The 16,199-nt window shown below is 68.6% G+C and carries 20 protein-coding genes and 1 tRNA gene; 10 read left to right on the top strand and 11 right to left on the bottom strand.

Features of this window, described 5'->3' with window-relative positions:
* Positions 1-729 precede the first annotated feature (729 nt).
* Both Strain318_RS02425 and Strain318_RS02420 read left to right on the top strand, forming a co-directional pair.
* Positions 730-954 carry a hypothetical protein gene (locus Strain318_RS02425; RefSeq protein ID WP_367886946.1) on the top strand — a complete coding sequence of 75 codons (225 nt, stop codon included), beginning with the start codon at positions 730-732 and terminating at the stop codon, positions 952-954.
* Positions 955-1,015: 61 nt separating this feature from the next.
* Positions 1,016-1,585: a hypothetical protein gene (locus Strain318_RS02420; RefSeq protein ID WP_367886945.1), complete on the top strand. Its 570-nt coding sequence runs from the start codon at positions 1,016-1,018 to the stop codon at positions 1,583-1,585.
* Positions 1,586-1,776: 191 nt separating this feature from the next.
* Here Strain318_RS02420 and Strain318_RS02415 read toward each other — a convergent pair whose 3' ends face one another.
* Entirely contained in the window at positions 1,777-3,012 is a 1,236-nt protein-coding gene (locus tag Strain318_RS02415) for an IS256 family transposase (RefSeq protein ID WP_367886944.1), read from the bottom strand.
* Between the two features lie 353 nt (positions 3,013-3,365).
* On the opposite strand from Strain318_RS02415, the gene Strain318_RS02410 reads away from it, so the two are divergent.
* Complete coding sequence (locus Strain318_RS02410; RefSeq protein WP_367886943.1) at positions 3,366-4,346, top strand: SDH family Clp fold serine proteinase; 981 nt, start codon at positions 3,366-3,368, stop codon at positions 4,344-4,346.
* A gap of 18 nt (positions 4,347-4,364) precedes the next feature.
* Here the strand turns inward: Strain318_RS02410 and Strain318_RS02405 are convergent, their stop codons facing one another.
* The 6 genes from Strain318_RS02405 to Strain318_RS02385 all read right to left on the bottom strand — a co-directional run bounded on the left by Strain318_RS02405 (position 4,365) and on the right by Strain318_RS02385 (position 7,450).
* Positions 4,365-4,775 (bottom strand): hypothetical protein, encoded by a 411-nt coding sequence (locus Strain318_RS02405; RefSeq protein WP_367886942.1) that lies wholly within the window; start codon positions 4,773-4,775, stop codon positions 4,365-4,367.
* Complete coding sequence (locus Strain318_RS02400; protein ID WP_367887972.1) at positions 4,775-5,068, bottom strand: hypothetical protein; 294 nt, start codon at positions 5,066-5,068, stop codon at positions 4,775-4,777. Before Strain318_RS02400 ends, Strain318_RS02405 begins: the two co-directional genes overlap by 1 nt.
* Positions 5,069-5,506, bottom strand: coding sequence for a DUF7689 domain-containing protein (locus Strain318_RS14940; protein WP_437436309.1), 438 nt, complete (start codon positions 5,504-5,506; stop codon positions 5,069-5,071).
* A 2-nt stretch (positions 5,507-5,508) separates the two neighbouring features.
* Positions 5,509-5,646: a hypothetical protein gene (locus Strain318_RS02395; protein WP_367886940.1), complete on the bottom strand. Its 138-nt coding sequence runs from the start codon at positions 5,644-5,646 to the stop codon at positions 5,509-5,511.
* A gap of 287 nt (positions 5,647-5,933) precedes the next feature.
* Positions 5,934-6,683: a TIGR04255 family protein gene (locus Strain318_RS02390; protein WP_367886939.1), complete on the bottom strand. Its 750-nt coding sequence runs from the start codon at positions 6,681-6,683 to the stop codon at positions 5,934-5,936.
* Positions 6,684-6,886: 203 nt separating this feature from the next.
* Entirely contained in the window at positions 6,887-7,450 is a 564-nt protein-coding gene (locus Strain318_RS02385) for a recombinase family protein (protein WP_367886938.1), read from the bottom strand.
* A 108-nt stretch (positions 7,451-7,558) separates the two neighbouring features.
* Here Strain318_RS02385 and Strain318_RS02380 point away from each other — a divergent pair, with 108 nt between their 5' ends.
* Positions 7,559-7,777: a hypothetical protein gene (locus Strain318_RS02380; RefSeq protein WP_367886937.1), complete on the top strand. Its 219-nt coding sequence runs from the start codon at positions 7,559-7,561 to the stop codon at positions 7,775-7,777.
* An 18-nt stretch (positions 7,778-7,795) separates the two neighbouring features.
* Here Strain318_RS02380 and Strain318_RS02375 read toward each other — a convergent pair whose 3' ends face one another.
* A complete protein-coding gene (locus tag Strain318_RS02375) occupies positions 7,796-8,353 on the bottom strand; it encodes a DsrE family protein (protein ID WP_367886936.1) in 558 nt (185 codons plus the stop codon).
* Positions 8,353-9,609, bottom strand: a complete 1,257-nt coding sequence (locus Strain318_RS02370; protein WP_367886935.1) for a FecR family protein — start codon at positions 9,607-9,609, stop codon at positions 8,353-8,355. The genes Strain318_RS02375 and Strain318_RS02370 overlap by 1 nt, the downstream gene beginning before the upstream one ends.
* Before the next feature lie 172 nt (positions 9,610-9,781).
* Here Strain318_RS02370 and Strain318_RS02365 point away from each other — a divergent pair.
* The 4 genes from Strain318_RS02365 (at position 9,782) to mltG (ending at position 12,740) form a co-directional block, all read left to right on the top strand.
* Positions 9,782-9,855, top strand: a tRNA-Arg gene (locus Strain318_RS02365).
* 92 nt (positions 9,856-9,947) lie between these two features.
* Positions 9,948-11,204, top strand: a complete 1,257-nt coding sequence (rho, locus tag Strain318_RS02360; protein WP_367886934.1) for a transcription termination factor Rho — start codon at positions 9,948-9,950, stop codon at positions 11,202-11,204.
* 2 nt (positions 11,205-11,206) lie between these two features.
* Positions 11,207-11,674, top strand: a complete 468-nt coding sequence (gene ruvX / locus Strain318_RS02355) for a Holliday junction resolvase RuvX (protein ID WP_367886933.1) — start codon at positions 11,207-11,209, stop codon at positions 11,672-11,674.
* Complete coding sequence (mltG, locus tag Strain318_RS02350) at positions 11,667-12,740, top strand: endolytic transglycosylase MltG (RefSeq protein WP_367886932.1); 1,074 nt, start codon at positions 11,667-11,669, stop codon at positions 12,738-12,740. Before ruvX ends, mltG begins: the two co-directional genes overlap by 8 nt.
* Here mltG and aroH read toward each other — a convergent pair.
* Positions 12,737-13,123 carry a chorismate mutase gene (aroH, locus tag Strain318_RS02345; protein WP_367886931.1) on the bottom strand — a complete coding sequence of 129 codons (387 nt, stop codon included), beginning with the start codon at positions 13,121-13,123 and terminating at the stop codon, positions 12,737-12,739. The two genes, mltG and aroH, sit on opposite strands and share 4 nt — an antisense overlap.
* A gap of 55 nt (positions 13,124-13,178) precedes the next feature.
* On the opposite strand from aroH, the gene Strain318_RS02340 reads away from it, so the two are divergent.
* The gene (locus Strain318_RS02340; protein ID WP_367886930.1) at positions 13,179-14,351 is read left to right on the top strand and encodes a class I SAM-dependent rRNA methyltransferase; all 1,173 of its coding nucleotides are present in this window, start codon (positions 13,179-13,181) and stop codon (positions 14,349-14,351) included.
* Between the two features lie 180 nt (positions 14,352-14,531).
* Here Strain318_RS02340 and mutM read toward each other — a convergent pair whose 3' ends face one another.
* Entirely contained in the window at positions 14,532-15,317 is a 786-nt protein-coding gene (mutM, locus tag Strain318_RS02335) for a bifunctional DNA-formamidopyrimidine glycosylase/DNA-(apurinic or apyrimidinic site) lyase (protein ID WP_367886929.1), read from the bottom strand.
* A gap of 16 nt (positions 15,318-15,333) precedes the next feature.
* Between mutM and Strain318_RS02330 the strand changes: the two genes are divergently transcribed.
* Entirely contained in the window at positions 15,334-16,194 is an 861-nt protein-coding gene (locus Strain318_RS02330; RefSeq protein WP_367886928.1) for a cation diffusion facilitator family transporter, read from the top strand.
* Positions 16,195-16,199: the final 5 nt, after the last annotated feature.

Genomic DNA, 16,199 nt, shown 5'->3' with positions numbered 1-16,199 from the left:
AATCATCGACGAGGACGGGTCCGGTGACAGTCGTTCGATACGTCTTGCGATTGCTCCCTATACTTTTTCTTCTCGGCAGCTTGCCAGTCAGCGGATGCTCTGAATCCCCAACTGCCGGTGGAAGCGGCGGGTGCTGTCGGGTGTGCACCACCGGCAAAGCGTGTGGTGACAGCTGCATCTCCAGGAGCTCGACCTGCCGCGTCGGAGCCGGGTGTGCGTGCAACGGCTAAGCCCGACGGCTCGACGGCCTAGGGCGTCTCTGGCGCACCAACGGGCGGAGACCGCAGTATTGCGAATCAGTCATCCGGGAGCATCCGATGAAGCGTACCTCTCGATTCGCAGTGGCGGTTGCGATGCTGCTTGGCCTCTCTCTGGTTGCCGCGCGCGACCTCGAGGCACAGCGCGGGTGCGTGAAGGGCAAGCCCTGCGGCAACACGTGCATCGCCCAGAACAGGACCTGCAGGGTCGGGACGCCCCCGGCGAACCCGACGCCACCGCCGACCTCACGCCCTGCGCCGGCGGCACCGCCGACGAGCGCTGAGGGCGAGACCAGGGCATCCGCGCCAGCGACGATTGGTCCGTGGGTCGCCTCGCGGCGCGGCTCTACGTACTACCGGAATGGCTGCAGCGGCGGAAACTCGCTCGCCGTCCAGAACCGGATCTACTTCAGGACCGAGGAGGAAGCCCAGGCCGCGGGCTACCGACGGTCCTCTCAGCGAGGGTGCTGATGTGAAGCGCTATGCCGACGTCGACAACGATTCAGGCGTCTTCGCCTACGAGTACGGGCCCGGCTGGATTCACGTACAGTTCGACACCGGCGCGGCCTACGAGTACACGGACGCGAGCGCCGGTGCGCACCACATCAGAGAGATGCAGCGGCGGGCGGACGCCGGAGACGGCTTGAACGCCTACATCATGAAGCATGCGCGGAAGGGGTACAGCCGGAAGCTGTGATGAATGATCGGTTCGTGAGATCACCCACGCATCCAATAACTCTCTCATGAATGAAGCGAGTATGACGACCGTCGACTGCCCCGTGTGTGGCCTTGTCGCTGCGGATCGCGCCGACCTTGGGCCCGTGGCGATTCACTGTCCCGTCTGCGGCCGATACACCTTCAAGATCAACGAGGCGGTGGACCGCACCGCGGCACGCGAGCCGGCGCCGGTGCGCGCATATCTCTCCACCTACGTGCGGGAGCGCTACGAGACCGCCGTCCGCCAGCATGGTGAGGGCGCGTACGCAGACGTGGAGTGGGGCGAGGCATTCACGTGGGCACGCTCCCAGCCGTGGAACCGCCCTACACCGGGCACAGGACCTTCGCTGGGCAGTGCGGCCGCCGCCGAGGTTGAACTTGGCCTCGTCCGAAAGCTGCTCGAGCGTCGTCCGCGCGGTTACTCCGCGAGCACGCTCCGGTGGAGCGACTACAGCCTGTTTCATGCGGACAGCGCCGAGGCCTTCGAGGCGCTGCTCTTGCATTGCCAGCGTCAGGGGTGGGTCTCGTGCGTCCCGGTGCGCGGCCGGGACCGAGAGTGGCATGTCAGCGTGACCGGCGCCGGCGAGCGCGAGCTGCGCGCAGACGAGTAGCGACCCGCACATTGAGTTGGCGAACGACGCGTTCGCGGCCCACCGTGAAGCGCTTCACGAGAACGACCGATACTCTCTACAGGAACCATATCGAGGCGGCACGAGTCTAACTGACACGCACGCCGGCGCGTACCTGCGTTGCGCGGGCCCGGGGGCCTGTACGGATTTCTGTGTGCGAGGCGTCGTGGGGATCACGCATGATCGGTGAAGCGCGGACCAAACAGCATCCCGAGATACGGCATCGCGGCCTTCCAAGCGTGACTCCCGCGCTTCCACTTCGCTTGGATGTTCCGCAGCGCGAGATAGAGCAACTTGGCCGCGGCTTCGTCGGTCGGGAAGTGGCCGCGGGTCTTCACGATCTTCCGGAGCTGCATGTGCAGGCTCTCGATGGCGTTCGTCGTGTAGAGCAGCCGCCGGAGCTCGGGCGGGTAGGCGAAGACGGGCACGACGTGCGGCCAGTGCCGGCGCCACAGCGCCGCGATGGCGGGATATCGCGTGCCCCACGGGCCGGCGGCGAGGGTCTCGAGCGCACTGCTGGCGGCCGCCTCGGTGGGCGCCTTGTAGATGGCCCGCAGGGCGGCGCTGATCGGCTTGCGGTCCTTCCAGCTCGCGTACGCCAGGCTCTGCCGCACGAGATGCACGACGCAGTGGTGCACCTGCGCCTGCGGGAAGACCGTCGTGATGGCGTCCGGGAAGCCGACGAGCCCATCGACGAGCGCCACGAGGATGTCGTCGACGCCGCGCGCCTTCAATTCGCTCATCACGCGCAGCCAGAAGCCCGCGCCTTCCGTCTGCTCGATCCAGAGGCCCAGCACCTCCTTGTGCCCCTCGCGGTCCACGCCGAGCGCGAGGTAGACCGCCTTGTTCCGGACCGTGCCCTCGTCGCGGATCTTCACCCGCAGCGCGTCGAAGATGACCACCGGGTACATCCGCTCGAGCGGCCGCTGCTGCCACGCCTGCACCTCGGCCACCACCTCGTCGGTGATCACGCTGATGACGCTCGGCGCGACCTCCACCTGATACAGCTGCTCCAGGTGGGCCTGGATCTCGCGCACGCTGACGCCCCGCGCGTAGAGCGAGAGCACGTTCGCATCGAACTGCGGCAGGCGGCGCACGCCCGTGGGCACCAACTGCGGCCGGAACGTGCCCTCGCGGTCGCGCGGGATCTCGAGCGGCACGGCGCCGGTCCCGGTCAGCACCGTCTTCGGCGTCGCGCCATTGCGATGGTTCGTCTGCCCGGCCGGCTTCGCCTCGCCGGGCGCGTAGCCCAGGTGCGCGCTCAGTTCGCCGGCCAGCATCCGCTCCGCGAGTCGCTTCTGCAACGCGCGCATCACGGCGGTGAAATCCTCCGGCGAACGCGCGTCCCCGATCAGCGCGTCCAGCGCCGCCGGGTCAAACGTGGGGAACTCCTCTTTCGGCTTGGCCATCGCCCCTCCTCAGGGTCAGTATGGCCTCACACACAGAATTCCGGATAGGCCCGGGCCCGGACCGCCTCGTATTGTTTGCGAACAGAGCGAGCAGTCCCCCCGGCTGCACCACCCTTCCGACTCGCCCTAACGCTATGAAGACCCGTCCTACAGCCGGCCGCGACGACGCGACCGGTCGTTCGTCCAAGGCCTCCGAAGCTGCCGCAGAACTACAAGAGCGCGCCAAGGCCCACCCTGGAGTCGCAGACGTCATTCGCGCTTACGCGGCGTACCAGGTGGCGATTCAGGCCGTGCGCGCCGCTACGCCGCGGCGGCCGATGGGCTCCTTCGCGACCTCCAGCACCACGGCCTGAGTGTCGCCGACGTGGGGTGGCGTCCTGGAGGAAATCCAGGAGAGCGCGGCTGCGCATAACGGCGTTCCGCTGCTCGACCAGATTCGTCGAAAGCACATCGCCGCCCTGCACGCTTACACCGGGCGCAACGTCATTCTCTACGCGTCGCGGTGGGTCCAAGGCATGGTCACGGACTCCCAGGCGATTTCCATCGTCGACGAGGACGTGCATGGCCTGATGGAAGTCGTCAACGGCCTGAAGCGGGAGGCCGCACTCGACCTGATCCTGCACAGCCCCGGCGGCTCGCCGGATGCCGCAGAGATGATGGTGCACTACCTCCGGCAGAAGTTCGACAACATCCGCGTCATCGTACCGCAGGCAGCAATGTCGGCCGCCACGATGCTCTCGTGCGCCGCAGACGAGATCGTGATGGGCGCACATTCGTCCCTCGGTCCGATTGACCCACAGCTGATCACGCCGATGGGCGCGATTCCGGCCCAGGCGATCCTGCAGCAGTTTGAGCGCGCCCTCAACGAGTGCGCCGACCCGAAGAAGCTCGGGGCTTGGGCTCCCATGCTGCCGCAGTACGGACCCGCGCTACTCGCGCAATGCGAGAACGCATCGGGCCTGGCGGCGGAGTTGGTCGCGACTTGGTTGGAGCGCTGGATGTTCAAGGGTATGCCGGACGCAAAGACGCGAGCCGAGAAGATCGCACTCAAGCTCGCCGACCACGGTTCATTTAAGAGCCACGGGCGACCGGTCCATCGCGAACTTGCGCGGACACTTGGGTTCGTCGTCCGAGATCTTGAGGCGGACCAAGAGCTGCAGGACAAGGTGCTGTCCGTGTTCCACGCGACAATGCACGTCTTCTCGATGAATCCGTCTGCTGCCAAGCTGATCGAGAACCAACGTGACCGCGCGTTTGTCAAGCACCAGTTCTTGCCGATGCAGCAGATGCAAATGCAGATGATACCGACGCCTCCGGCCCCGGCTGCTCGGTAGGGGGACCGCGCTAGTTCGTCAGCGACAGGGCGCGGCGCCCGACGCGAGCCCGACCGTCCCACCGACAGCGGCACCTCCGGGCCCCGCCGCCAACGTCCCAGCGGCGGCCCCACCCGCGGTCGGACCAGCCACACGCGCGCCGCGCAGGAGCGATCGCCACCAGCTGCGTCGCGCGCGCTCCGGCTCTAGCTGCTCACCCTGCGCGTCGACGAGCGAGCGCGCAGTGCCCAGCACCACCGGCCCATATGTGACCGTGACCTGGAGGCGGCGGATCCTCTCGGCCGCCGTCTGTCGCTCGAACGCCTGCAGCCGCAGCTGCTCCTCCAAGCGCCGCGCGAGCTCCTCGAGCGCGGTGCCGGTCGTGAGGTAGAACGTCCGCGTGCCCGGCAGCGCGGGGTCGTAGGCGGTGAGCATGACGAGGACGCGCATTACTTCGTGCGTCCGGAGTCGAAGGGCACGTCGACGGGCTCGACTCCCGTGACGGTGCCGTTGCGGATGGCCCACCCTATCGCCGCGAGCTGGATGCCGACCGACATGAGGCCGTTCTGCACGGCCTTCTGCACGGCGAGGAAGCCTCCCTGCTGCACCGCGAGCGGCGCGTTGGCGACGGCGATGGTGCGGTCGGTCTGCACCACGAGCGCGCTTGTAATGGGCGACACGTCGAGCGTCGGCTGGACGACGCTGTAGTCGAACCCGACGCTTCGGCTATGCAGGATCACCAATCAGGGAGCAGCGAACTCGCGAGAAAGGTAGACCGCGGCCTCTCCGTATGTTGTGCCTGTCAGCCCGAAGACAGTGTGTCGAACGTCCTCCCAGCCACCGAGCTTGCTCGTCCACTGCCCGTTGCGAAGCTGGCGGGCTGCGTGGGTAGGGATACCCACTGAATCAACGTAGATTACTACTTTCTCCACGCCATCTTCATGTGCACCATCAGGGCACTGCTTGTAGCCGAGGCTCTCGAACGCTTCCACGAACCGGCGCAGTGACACCTCCCTCACGACGCCCGGCGGCCAGTATCCGAAGCCACTAGGCCACCACCACCTAGAGTCGTCGCCAGCAGCCCAGGCAATGCAGTTGTATTGCTGCGTATCCGGGCTGGTGATCGAGAAGAGAGTCGTCCGCAGCCGCGGAAACTCCCTGAAGATGATCGAACGAGGCAACTCTAATAGCCGTTCGCCGCTGCCCAGGTGAGCCAGTCGGCAGTCATAGCCCTGAGATCCCCGTAGTGCTGCGGAATGACCGGGTTGACGCCGGTCAACACGTGCAGCGCCCAGAACCAGTGGTCGGGGTTGCGGCGCATCTCGTTTATGATAAGCGGAATCGCTACTGGCCCTAGCGCGATGATCCGCTGGTATGGCACGGACAATACGAGTGCTTCGTGGGAGGAGTGCGGTCCCCGACCACGCCTCCAAGTCTCCGCTAAGTCCCTGAACTTTTCCGCCAGGGGCTGACGGCTAACGGGGTAGGTGGAGTGCGCGCTCGCCCCCTGCCAGCTATCCCAGACCGCCACCGCGCTCGCGCTGACACCGGTGGCGGTGGCGCTGCGATACACGGCTGGCATTGTGGGCGGCACGTCAACTGCTGGTATCATCGTCTCAGTAACTCCAGGGCTGACTCGGTCAGACTCTCGAAGAAGACGACATTCTTCCGCTCGCGCAACGCGGTGAACTGGGAAAAGAGATCCTTTCCCTTGGCCGGAAGTGACGTCAGACGGAAGACGTCAATGTCGAAGATGATGGGAAGCTCTGATGGAGTTGTCGCGGCGGTGTCGACCGTCATATTCACGACCGTCTGGATGCTTGACGTCGGATCCGAGAGCTCAAGGTGCACAAAGAAGTTGAGCAATCCGTGCGGAATGCCTTCTCCAACCATCGGACCCGAGGCGAAATAGTCGGTGAGTCTTTCCACCGGGCGAGGAACCACGACGCGGTTGATGTAGCGAAGCGCAGTTCTGGTGACCTTACGTGCCTTGGTTTCGGCCGCGAAGCGGCCCCAGAGCCTCTCCGCGGTCGCCCTCAGCTCTTCAAAGGACACATAGGGAGCAAGTCGGCTCAGCGCGAAGCCGTCCTTGCGCACCTGAACAACCCACTTTCCGTCGTTGGACCTGAACAGGTAGGCCACGGTCGATACCTGGGCCGAGGCCGTGGCCGCTGAGTTCCGATCAACCTTGAGATTCCCCGTCACGCTTTGTCGTACGAGCTTGTTGGAAAACTCAGGTCCTAAGACCGATCCAAAGCCGTCCAGCACCTCCTCCGAGATTGGACGATCGTGCTCGGAGCGAATATCTAGGAGCGCCTCGACGATCGGCGCGCGCGGAAGCTGCGAGATATCTGGCATCCCGGTAACGAGGCGTCTGCTGTCTCAACCTACCCTCGACGTGAAACATACGGGCCAGCAGAAGCAACTGCTAGGCGATGGCGAGCGCACTCTGTGAGAGGACCCTTCACACGGTAGACGGGTGCCAGCTGCCGCCTCGTTTCGTTGGCACCCCGTCCCGGTTGAGGGCGTCGGCCTCAGCGGCGAGCCGGGTGAGTCCACCCCTACTCAGTGAGCGAATGCGACGAAGCACTGCCTGCTCCTCCGGCACCGGCACCCAAGCCGCGCCGTCCCCCGTGGCCGCATAGCCATAGGGCGGCGCTCCCACCCGCTCTCCCCGCGCCACCTCGTCCCGCAGCGACGCCGGCGAGCATCCCGAGGAAGAAGCGCCCCACCGCCGAGCCGGCGTTCACCGCCTGGGCGCCAAGATCGACGAGGTGCATCGCGGTCCCCGCATCGTCCCATTGCCGAACGGTGCGCAGGCAATCCACCGCGTCGCGGAAGAGCCGGTCGAGCTTGAAGGCGAGAACTCGCTGCAACTCGCCGCGATCGAGCGCCGTCGGCAGCTCGGCGCCCTGCGGCCGTTCGCCCAGCGGCACCGACCCGCTGACCCCAGAGTCACGGTAAGTCACGTTCACGTCGAGCCCGTGCGCTGCGGCGTCGCCCAGCAGGCGCGCCTCCTGGGCGTCAAGCGAGACGCCCTCCCGCGCCTGCTCTTCGGTCGAGACCCGGAGGAAGAGCGCCGCCGCGGTGCTCGGCTGAAAGTCACGCGAAGTCGCCTTTCGCATCCAGTTGCGCGCGCACTCGGTCGGCAGCAGAATCAAGGCGTCGTCGAACTGCGTGGCGCGTGGGCGCCTGTCCGCACTCGACGCCCACATCGCTCGCGGAGCATCCCCGTGTTGCAGCAGGAATCCGGCCCCAGCACCGAAATCGTCGCCATCGTGATGTTCTTCGCGGGATTCGCCCTTGGCGTCGAGGCGGAGCGCACCGAAGCGCCGAAGGTCGGCGCGCCGGTCGTCGCCAAGGCGGTCGCGGCGGCGCCGGCCTCGGCGACGCCGCACGCGATGCGCGGGATGACGGGATTGCTGCAGCTGGGCGGCGCGGTCACGCCGTAAGGCGTCGCGCCTGGCGCGTCAGCGCCAGGGTTGCAGGCGATAGCCTTCGGCGTAGAACACGTTGAGTGCCGTCATCGCGGAGATGGCGAGCTGCACGCCGGGCAGGAGCTCCTCGCGAGTGACGCCCATCGAGCCGGCCGTCTGGCCACAGACGGCGAACTTGGCGCCGTTGGCGATGAGCTCCTCGACCAACGCCTTGCTCGGATTGGGCCGGCCGTACCGACGCTGATAGGCCTCGTCGGTGAGCAACGCGCGCCACCCGGTCCCGTGGACGACCGCCGCCCCGAAGAGATTCGCCTTCGGCACGCCGTGACGCGCGTGCAGGTTGTAGAAGCGCGCGATCGTGGTGATCTGCGGGCTCACCGCGGACGAGTCGGGCAGCGCGTTGATCTCCCACATCACGCGGAACACGTGGCCCGGCGGAACGGCGAAGTTCGCGTCGGGCACCTCGAGCGAGGGACCGGCGCTCATGATCAGCGGCCCGCTCATGGTCATCGACGACGGCCGAGGCGCTTGCTGCGCCCCGGCCGCCGACGTGAGGACCATCGCCGCGATGAGTGCGCGGGCGACCCGCATCAGCGGCGGCCGCGCGCCGCGGCCTGCGGCTGGAGGGTCATCTTGCCTTCGATCCACTGGAAGCGGAGCTGCGCGGCACCCTCGAGCGCCGTGATGGCGGCCTGCGACGAACCGAGCGGCACGTCGAGCGAGACGCTGCGCGCGGCAGCGACGGAATCGGTGAGCGCGATATCCATGCCGTACCAGCGCCAGAGGGCCTGCACGGCGGTGCCGGCGGTCACGTCACGCAGGACCAGTCGGCCCGCGGTCCAGGCGAGTTCACGCTCGACGGTGGCGGGATCGGCCGCGGCAATGGCGCCGCTGCGATCGACGGTGACAGCCTCGCCCTGCGCCAGCGTGCGCTCCGCACCACCGACGGTGAGGCGCAGCGTGCCCTCGTCGGCACGCACGACCCGCTGCATCTCGTCGCCGTAGTCGCGCGCGGTGAAGACGCCGCCCTCGGAGAACACGGAGATGTCACCCAAGCGCGCCTCGAAGGCATTCATGTTGCCCGGCGTGACGGTGAACACGGCGGTGCCGGAGAGGCTGAGGGTGCGATACTCGTTGCCGAACTGGTCGACGATGACGAGGCGCGTCTCGGGCCCGAGGCGCGCCGTCGAGTTGTCGGCGAGGGTGACGCTGCCGAGCTGGCCGGCGCGGGTGTTCACCTGCTGCGCCTCGGCCGAGCCGAGCATCTGGTTGATGACCTCGGCACGCGACTTCTCACCGAACCACCAGGCGCTGGCCAGCGCCACGACGGTCGCGACGACGGCGACGATGATGGGCGTCTTCCACGCGGCACGCTGCGTCACCGTCTGGATGTGCTCGGCGACTTCATGCGAGCGGTGCTCGCGACGGCGCTTGGCCGCGGTGGCGGGATCGACGACGGGCTTGTGCAGCTCGGCGGCGATCTCGGTCCAGAGTTGATCGGCGTTCGGGGCGGCCGGCGGCGGCGCGACATGCACGCCCTCGGCCTTCTCGAAGCGATGCACGGCGGTCATGCGCGCACGGATGGCCCGGGCGCGGTGCCGGAGCTCCTCGTTGAAGAAGGCCTCGATCTCGGCGCTGGAGTGGAAGCCATCGCGCTCTTCCCAGAACTCGCGCACGGTGTTGACGATGAGCTTCGGTGCGGCGGCGTTCTCACCCTTGAGGCGCTCGAGCGCCTTCTCGAGGATCCAGTCGTAGTGGTCGCGGAAGATCTGTTCCAGCGCCCGCTCACCGCCGGCGTTGAGTGCGGAAATCGTCGCCTGGTCGATCGGGGCGAAAGTAGCCGGCATCGCGTGGTCCTCGTGTGGGTCAGGTAGCTCCGGGGGGCACGGAGTGCGCGGTGGGATCCGGAGGGTTCCGCAACTATACGACGCGCGCGTTCAATCCGCATCCCCGGCGCCCCGGGATTTTGCCCGAGCGGCCTACCCGGAAGGGGGGTGGGGGCGATAGTTTTCACCATTCGCGCGAGTAGCTCAGCTGGATAGAGCGCTGCCCTCCGGAGGCAGAGGTCGTGGGTTCGAATCCCGCCTTGCGCACTGCACGTATCCCTCTAGGTCGCGCCCCTCACCTCCCCGCCCCGTGTGCGCGGGCCCGGCGCCGCCTCCGCTCCCTCCTCCCCACATCCTGCGTGGAAACCGCGTCCCTGCGCCGCCTTCCTGAGGCCGAGCTGCGCGCCCTCGCCGAGCAACTGTCGCTCGCGCCCACCCCGACGATCGCCCACGGCGACCTGCTGCTGCGCGTGGAGAAGGCGTTGCTCGGGCGCGGCGAGACGCTGATCGCCGAGGGCACCCTGGAGTTGGTGAAGGGCGGCAACGGCTACCTGCGCCAGCCCGCGCACAGCTACCTCGCGGGACCCGACGACGTCCACGTGGCGCCGGCGCAGGTGAAGCGCTTCGGCCTGCGCACGGGGGACGTGGTGCGCGGCACGGTGCGGCCGGCGAAGCCCTGGGAAAAGTTCCTCGCGCTGGCGCAGGTGGAATCGGTGAACGGCGCCGCGCCGGAAGCCGCGTTGGCGCGCGGCAACTTCGACACGCTGCGGCCCAAGTACCCGGACCAACGCATCCGGCTGGAATCGAAGTCAGGCGGGCTCGCGATGCGCGTCGCCGACCTCATCGCGCCGCTCGGCAAGGGCCAGCGCGGGTTGATCGTCGCACCGCCGCGGGCCGGCAAGACGCTGTTCCTGCAGCGCATGGCGAATGCGATCGCCGAGAACCATCCGGAGATCGAACTCATCGTGCTGCTGATCGACGAGCGGCCGGAGGAAGTGACGGACTTCATCGCGACGGTGCCGAGCGCCGAAGTGGTGGCGAGCACCTTCGACGAAGTGCCGAAGCGCCACGTGCAGGTGGCGGAGATGGTGATCGAGAAGGCCAAGCGCTTGGTGGAACAGGGCCGCGACGTGGTGATCCTGCTCGACTCGATCACGCGCCTCGCCCGCGCCCACAACGCGGTGACGCCGATGAGCGGCAAGATCCTCTCGGGCGGCGTGGATGCGAAGGCGCTGGAGAAGCCGAAGCGGTTCTTCGGCGCCGCGCGGCGCATCGAGAACGGCGGTTCGCTGACGATCGTCGCGACGGCGCTGGTGAACACCGGCTCGCGCATGGACGAAGTGATCTTCGAGGAGTTCAAGGGCACGGGCAACCAGGAGATCGTGCTCGACCGCGACATCGCGAACCGCCGCATCTATCCGGCGATCGAGATCAACAAGTCGGGCACGCGCAAGGAAGAGCTGCTGCTCTCCGACAAGGAACGGAACCGGATCTTCCTCCTGCGCCACTTCCTCGGCGACATGGCGCCGGAGGACGCGACGCAGTTCCTGCTGCGCAAGCTCGCCGCGACGGCGACGAACGAAGAGTTCTTCCAGCGCATGGCCGAGGGCGGCTGAGCATGACGTGGCGCCGGCGCTGGCTCGCGATCGATCTGGGGGATCGCCGCGTGGGGCTCGCGGTGAGCGATCCCGCCGGCATGATCGCGTCGCCGGCGGGCTTCGTCGAACGCCGCGCGGGCAAGCGGCCCCCGCTCACGGCACTGCTGGCGAAGGCGACCGAGCTCGAGGCCGAGGGATTCATCGTGGGGCTGCCCCTGGACCAGCAGGGGGAGGATACCCCGCGGGCGGAAGAGGCGCGGCGCCTCGCGCAGGAGCTGACGACGCGCACGGGCTTGCCTGCAGAGTTAGTGGACGAACGATTCACGACGGCGGCGGCGCTGCGAGCCGTGCAGGCGATGGAGGGCACGACGCGCGACCGCAAAGGCGATGTCGATGCGCTGGCGGCGACGATCCTGCTGCAGCACGCGCTGCGCTCGATGGAGCTCCGCACGGACACGGCACACGGACCGGAGGCGCGCAATGAATAAGCGGATGCGTGTGCCACTCGCCATCTGCGCGGCACTCCTGGCGTGGAGCCTGCTCGGCTGCGGCACGTCGGAACAGGAATCCGTCGCCGTGACGATCCGCCAGGGCTCGAACTTCCCGGAGGCCGCCGACTCGCTGCACGCCCACGAGTTGATCCGTTCGCCGTTCTTCTTCCGGCAGTACGCCAAGTTCTCGAAGCGAGACCGGACCATTCGCTACGGCCGGTACATCATCCGCCGCGGCGCGAGCTGGAACGAGATCCTCACCGCGCTCGAGCAGGGCCGCGGGATCGTGCATCGCGTCGTGGTGCCCGAGGGCTGGGCGGTATGGGACATCGTGCCGGAGATCGCGACGAAGCTCAGCGTGCCGGAGGACTCCGTGATGGCCGCGGTCCGCGATACCGCGTTGTTGCGGCGCGTGGCGGCGCCGCGGGGCACGCGCACGCTCGAAGGCTACCTGTTCCCCGACACGTACGACTTCCCCGACGGCGCGACGGCGCGCCAGGCGATCGAGATCATGGTGCAGCGCTTCGAGCGCACGTGGAAGCCGGAGTGGAACGCGCGCGCGGTGGAGCTCAAGCTGACGCGGCACCAGGTCGTGACGCTGGCGAGCATCGTCGAGAAGGAAGTGCGGAAGGGCGCGGAGCGTCCGACGGTCTCCGCGGTCTATCACAACCGCCTGAAGATCGGCCAGGCGCTGCAAGCGGACCCGACGGTGCAGTACGCGCTTGGCCGGCGTCGGCCGGGCCGCGTGCTCTACCGCGACCTGCGCGTGGACTCGCCGTACAACACGTATCGCCGCACGGGCCTGCCGCCGGGTCCGATCGCCAGCCCGGGCGCGGCGTCGCTCGAAGCGGCGCTGTATCCGGCGAACGTGAGCTTCCGCTACTTCGTGGCGCATCCCGACGGGCACCACGAGTTCCGCAACACCTACGCCGAGCACCTGCGCGCCATCGAGTTCGTGCGGTCCGTGGCGCGCCAGGATTCGCTGGAGCGCCGCCGGCGTGCGGCGCAGGCGGCGGTGGATTCGGCGATTGCGGCGGTCGGACTCCCGCCGCGCAGCCCCTAATCGGCGAGCAGGTCCGAGCGGAGCAGGATCGCGTCACGGAGGTAGACGTGACGGATCTCATGCTTGGCCCGCGTGGTCTCGGCGTGCAGCATCACGCGCAGGCAGCGCGGCAGCGCCCCGACGACGGGCAGTTCCTGCGCGCAGATGAGCGGGATGTCGGTCCAGCCGTAGAGGCGGGCGGCGTGCGCGGGGAACTCGCTGACCAAGTCCGGCGTGGCCGTGAACACGGCCGAGATGATGTCGGCGGGGACGAGGTCGTTGTCGTCGAGCATCGCGTCGAGCATCTCGTGCACGGCCTCGCGGATCAGCACGGGCTGATCGGCGCTGACCGTGGTCGCGCCGCGGACGGCGCGCACGCTGCGGGGACGCGAGGGCTTCGGCATGGACCGAAGATGGCGTGGCGGGCGTACGCTGTCCATCGCACCTAGATTGCGCGGCATGACCCAGCGTCCAGTGGCGGTGATCTCGAGCCGCGGCGCCCGGCGGTGGCAGGACGGGCATCCGTGGATCTTCAAGTCCGACGTCGTGACGCCGCCCGCGGCAGCGGCCGGCGCGGTGACGGTGCGCGATGTGCAGGCGCGCACGTTGGGCACGGCGCTGTGGAGCCCGCAATCGGAGATCTCGCTGCGCTTCGTCGCGCGCGACGAGGTCACGTTGGATGGCGCGTGGTGGGGGGCGCGCATCGGCGCGGCGATCGCGCGACGGCAGGGCATCCTCGACGGCGAGACGAATGCCTGCCGCCTGGTGCATGGCGAAGGCGACGGGCTGCCGTCGCTGGTCGTGGACCGCTTCGACCGCTGGCTGGTGGTGCAACTGCTGTCGGCGGGGCTGGAGGCGTACCGCGCCGAGATCGTGGACGCGCTGGTGACGCTGACGGATGCGGCGGGCGTGCTGGCGCGCAACGACGCGAGCGTGCGCACGCGGGAGGGCCTCGCGAAGACCGTGGAGCCGCTCTCGGGCAGCGTGCCGGAGACGATCGAGGTGCGGGAGCATGGCGTGCGCTACCTCGCCGCCCCGCATACGGGACAGAAGACCGGTGCCTTCCTCGACCAGCGGGAGGCGCGCGTGCTGATCGGCAGCGTCGCGCGGGGCCGGGCGCTGGATGTGTTCAGCTACCACGGCTCGTTCGCGCTGCACCTGGCGCGGCGCGCCGAGCACGTGCGCGCGGTGGATGCGAGTGCGGCGGCGTTGGCGCGCGTCGAGGCGAACGCGGCGTTGAACGGCCTGCCGAACATCGAGGCGGTGGAGGCGGACGCGTTCGACTTCCTGCGCGAGGAGGAGCGGGGCGGCGCTCGCTACGATACGATCGTCCTCGACCCGCCGGCCTTCGCGAAGAACCGGGCGTCGCTGGCGGGCGCGATCCGCGGATACCGGGACATCAACCTGCGGGCGATGAAGCTGCTCGCCCCCGGCGGGATGCTGTACACGGCCAGCTGCTCGTATCACCTGACCAAGCCGGACTTTCTCGCGATGCTGCGCGAGGCGGCGGCGCATTCGGGGCGGCGGATGATCCTGCGGGCGATCACGGGGCAGCCGGTGGATCACCCGGAGCTGCTGACCGTGCCGGAGACGGGCTATCTCAAGGGCGCGTTGCTCGAAGCTGGTGACTGATGGGCGACTAATGCCACAGAGGCACAGAGGCCCGGAGGATTGCGCTGGTTCGACCGCTACTTACGCTGTGGGGCCCGCGCCAATCTGTCGGTGCGGGCCCCACAGCATTCAGGTCGATTTCACCGATCCTGGCGAGAGGCACGCAAGGCTCTGTGCCTTCGTGCCTCTGTGGCGACGCCGTCAGCGGGCCTGGCAGCGCGAGCAGAAGTACGTGCTGCGCCCGGCCTGCGCGATGCGGCGGACGGGGTGCCCGCAACGCGGGCAGGGTTCGCCCTCGCGGTCGTAGACGTTGAAGGGGATGAGTCGCTCGCCGCGATGGTAGCGCCCGGCGTTCACATGCCCGTCGGCGAGGGCAGCGCGGATTCCATCGAGCAATCGCGCCGCGCGTTCGGCAGTGAGCGACGCGGCCGCGGCGCGCGGCGAGATGCGCGCGTGCCACAGGGACTCGGCGGCGTAGATGTTCCCCACCCCGGCGACGACGGATTGGTCGAGCAGCACCGCCTTGATCGGACCCCGCCGCCCGGCGAGTCGCGCGCGGAAGGCGGCGGCATCCAGCGCGGGGTCCTCGGGTTCGGGGCCGAGGCCGAGGTCGGGATGCGCGTCGGCGGCATGCCAGGTGAGCGTGCACAGCGCGCGGGGGTCGACGAGCACGGCCCGCCGGCCGTCGGTGAAGTCCAGCGTGACGCGCGCGTGCGGCGGCAGGCCCGTGTCACGACGGTCGAAAACCCAGTCGCCGTCCATGCGGAAGTGCACGAGGAGCAGCGCCCCATCGTCGAGATGCAGGAGCTGGTGCTTGCCACGGCGCTCGACGCGCGCGACGCGCCGCCCGGCGACGGCGGCGGCGACGCGGCTGGTCACGCCGCGGCGTTGGGAGGGGTGGTGGGCGCGCAGGCGCGCGATTTCGCGCCCGCGAACTGCGCGGCGCAGGCGGCGGACGGCGAATTCGACTTCCGGCAGTTCAGGCATTGGGTGAATTTCAGGAATGTCTCGCTCCGCGGGAATCCAGCGCACCCTGGCGCTGATCCTCGGGCTCAACGCGATCGTCGTCGCGGTGAAGCTCGTCGTCGCGCTGCGCACGGGCAACCTCACGGTGCTCGGCGCGACCTTCGAGAGCTTCCTGGACGCGGCGAACAACATCATCGCGATGGTCGTCGTGGCGCTTGCCGCCCGCGGTCCGGACGACGACCATCCGTACGGCCACGACAAGTTCGAGACGGTGGGCGCGCTGGGCATCGTCGTGTTCCTGTCGATCTCCTGCTACGAACTGCTGCGCGGCGCGGCGAGTCGGTGGATGGGGGCCCCCGCCCCGCCGGCGCCGGCGATGGGCGAGATCCTTCTGCTGGCCTCGACCGCGCTGATCAACGTCGCCGTGGTGCTCTACGAGAAGCGGGAGGCGGCGCGGCTCAAATCGCCACTGCTGGCGGCCGACGCCGCGCACACGGGCGGCGACCTGTTCGTGACCGGCCTCGCGGTGGCGTCGTTGCTGACGGCGCGGATCGGATTGTCGTGGACGGACCCATTCCTGGCCGTGCTGGTGGCAGGCGTGATTGCGCACAGCGGCTGGCAGATCCTGCGCGTCACGGTGCCGGTGCTCGTCGACGAGCGCGGGGCGGACGCCGAGCGGATCGCGGCGGCGGCGTGTCGCGTGGACGGCGTGACTGGCTGCCGCCTCGTGCGCAGCCGCACGATCAGCTCGGGTCTGGTGTTCGCCGACGTGACGATCACCGTGGCCGGCGACGTACGCGTCGCGGACAGCCACACGATCGCAGACCAAGTCGAGGACTCCGTGCGCGCCGCGCTCGGCGGCACGGCGGACGTCACGGTGCATGTGGAGCCAAGCTAGGCTAG

The organism is Pseudogemmatithrix spongiicola, from assembly GCF_030623445.1.
GTDB classification, from domain to species: Bacteria; Gemmatimonadota; Gemmatimonadetes; order Gemmatimonadales; family Gemmatimonadaceae; genus Pseudogemmatithrix; species Pseudogemmatithrix spongiicola.
The sequence above is the reverse complement of the archived record's forward strand: the minus strand, read 5'-3'. Positions and strand labels throughout refer to the sequence as shown.

Coding starts and splice junctions, on each gene's coding strand:
- Strain318_RS02420 (WP_367886945.1), top strand. CDS start 1,016: ATGACGACCGTCGACTGCCCCGTGTGTGGCCTTGTCGCTGCGGATCGC.
- Strain318_RS02415 (WP_367886944.1), bottom strand. CDS start 3,012: ATGGCCAAGCCGAAAGAGGAGTTCCCCACGTTTGACCCGGCGGCGCTG.
- Strain318_RS02405 (WP_367886942.1), bottom strand. CDS start 4,775: ATGCGCGTCCTCGTCATGCTCACCGCCTACGACCCCGCGCTGCCGGGC.
- Strain318_RS02395 (WP_367886940.1), bottom strand. CDS start 5,646: ATGCGCCGCAACCCCGACCACTGGTTCTGGGCGCTGCACGTGTTGACC.
- Strain318_RS02390 (WP_367886939.1), bottom strand. CDS start 6,683: ATGCCAGATATCTCGCAGCTTCCGCGCGCGCCGATCGTCGAGGCGCTC.
- Strain318_RS02385 (WP_367886938.1), bottom strand. CDS start 7,450: ATGCGAAAGGCGACTTCGCGTGACTTTCAGCCGAGCACCGCGGCGGCG.
- Strain318_RS02375 (WP_367886936.1), bottom strand. CDS start 8,353: ATGCGGGTCGCCCGCGCACTCATCGCGGCGATGGTCCTCACGTCGGCG.
- Strain318_RS02370 (WP_367886935.1), bottom strand. CDS start 9,609: ATGCCGGCTACTTTCGCCCCGATCGACCAGGCGACGATTTCCGCACTC.
- ruvX (WP_367886933.1), top strand. CDS start 11,207: ATGACGTGGCGCCGGCGCTGGCTCGCGATCGATCTGGGGGATCGCCGC.
- mltG (WP_367886932.1), top strand. CDS start 11,667: ATGAATAAGCGGATGCGTGTGCCACTCGCCATCTGCGCGGCACTCCTG.
- aroH (WP_367886931.1), bottom strand. CDS start 13,123: ATGCCGAAGCCCTCGCGTCCCCGCAGCGTGCGCGCCGTCCGCGGCGCG.
- Strain318_RS02340 (WP_367886930.1), top strand. CDS start 13,179: ATGACCCAGCGTCCAGTGGCGGTGATCTCGAGCCGCGGCGCCCGGCGG.
- mutM (WP_367886929.1), bottom strand. CDS start 15,317: ATGCCTGAACTGCCGGAAGTCGAATTCGCCGTCCGCCGCCTGCGCCGC.
- Strain318_RS02330 (WP_367886928.1), top strand. CDS start 15,334: ATGTCTCGCTCCGCGGGAATCCAGCGCACCCTGGCGCTGATCCTCGGG.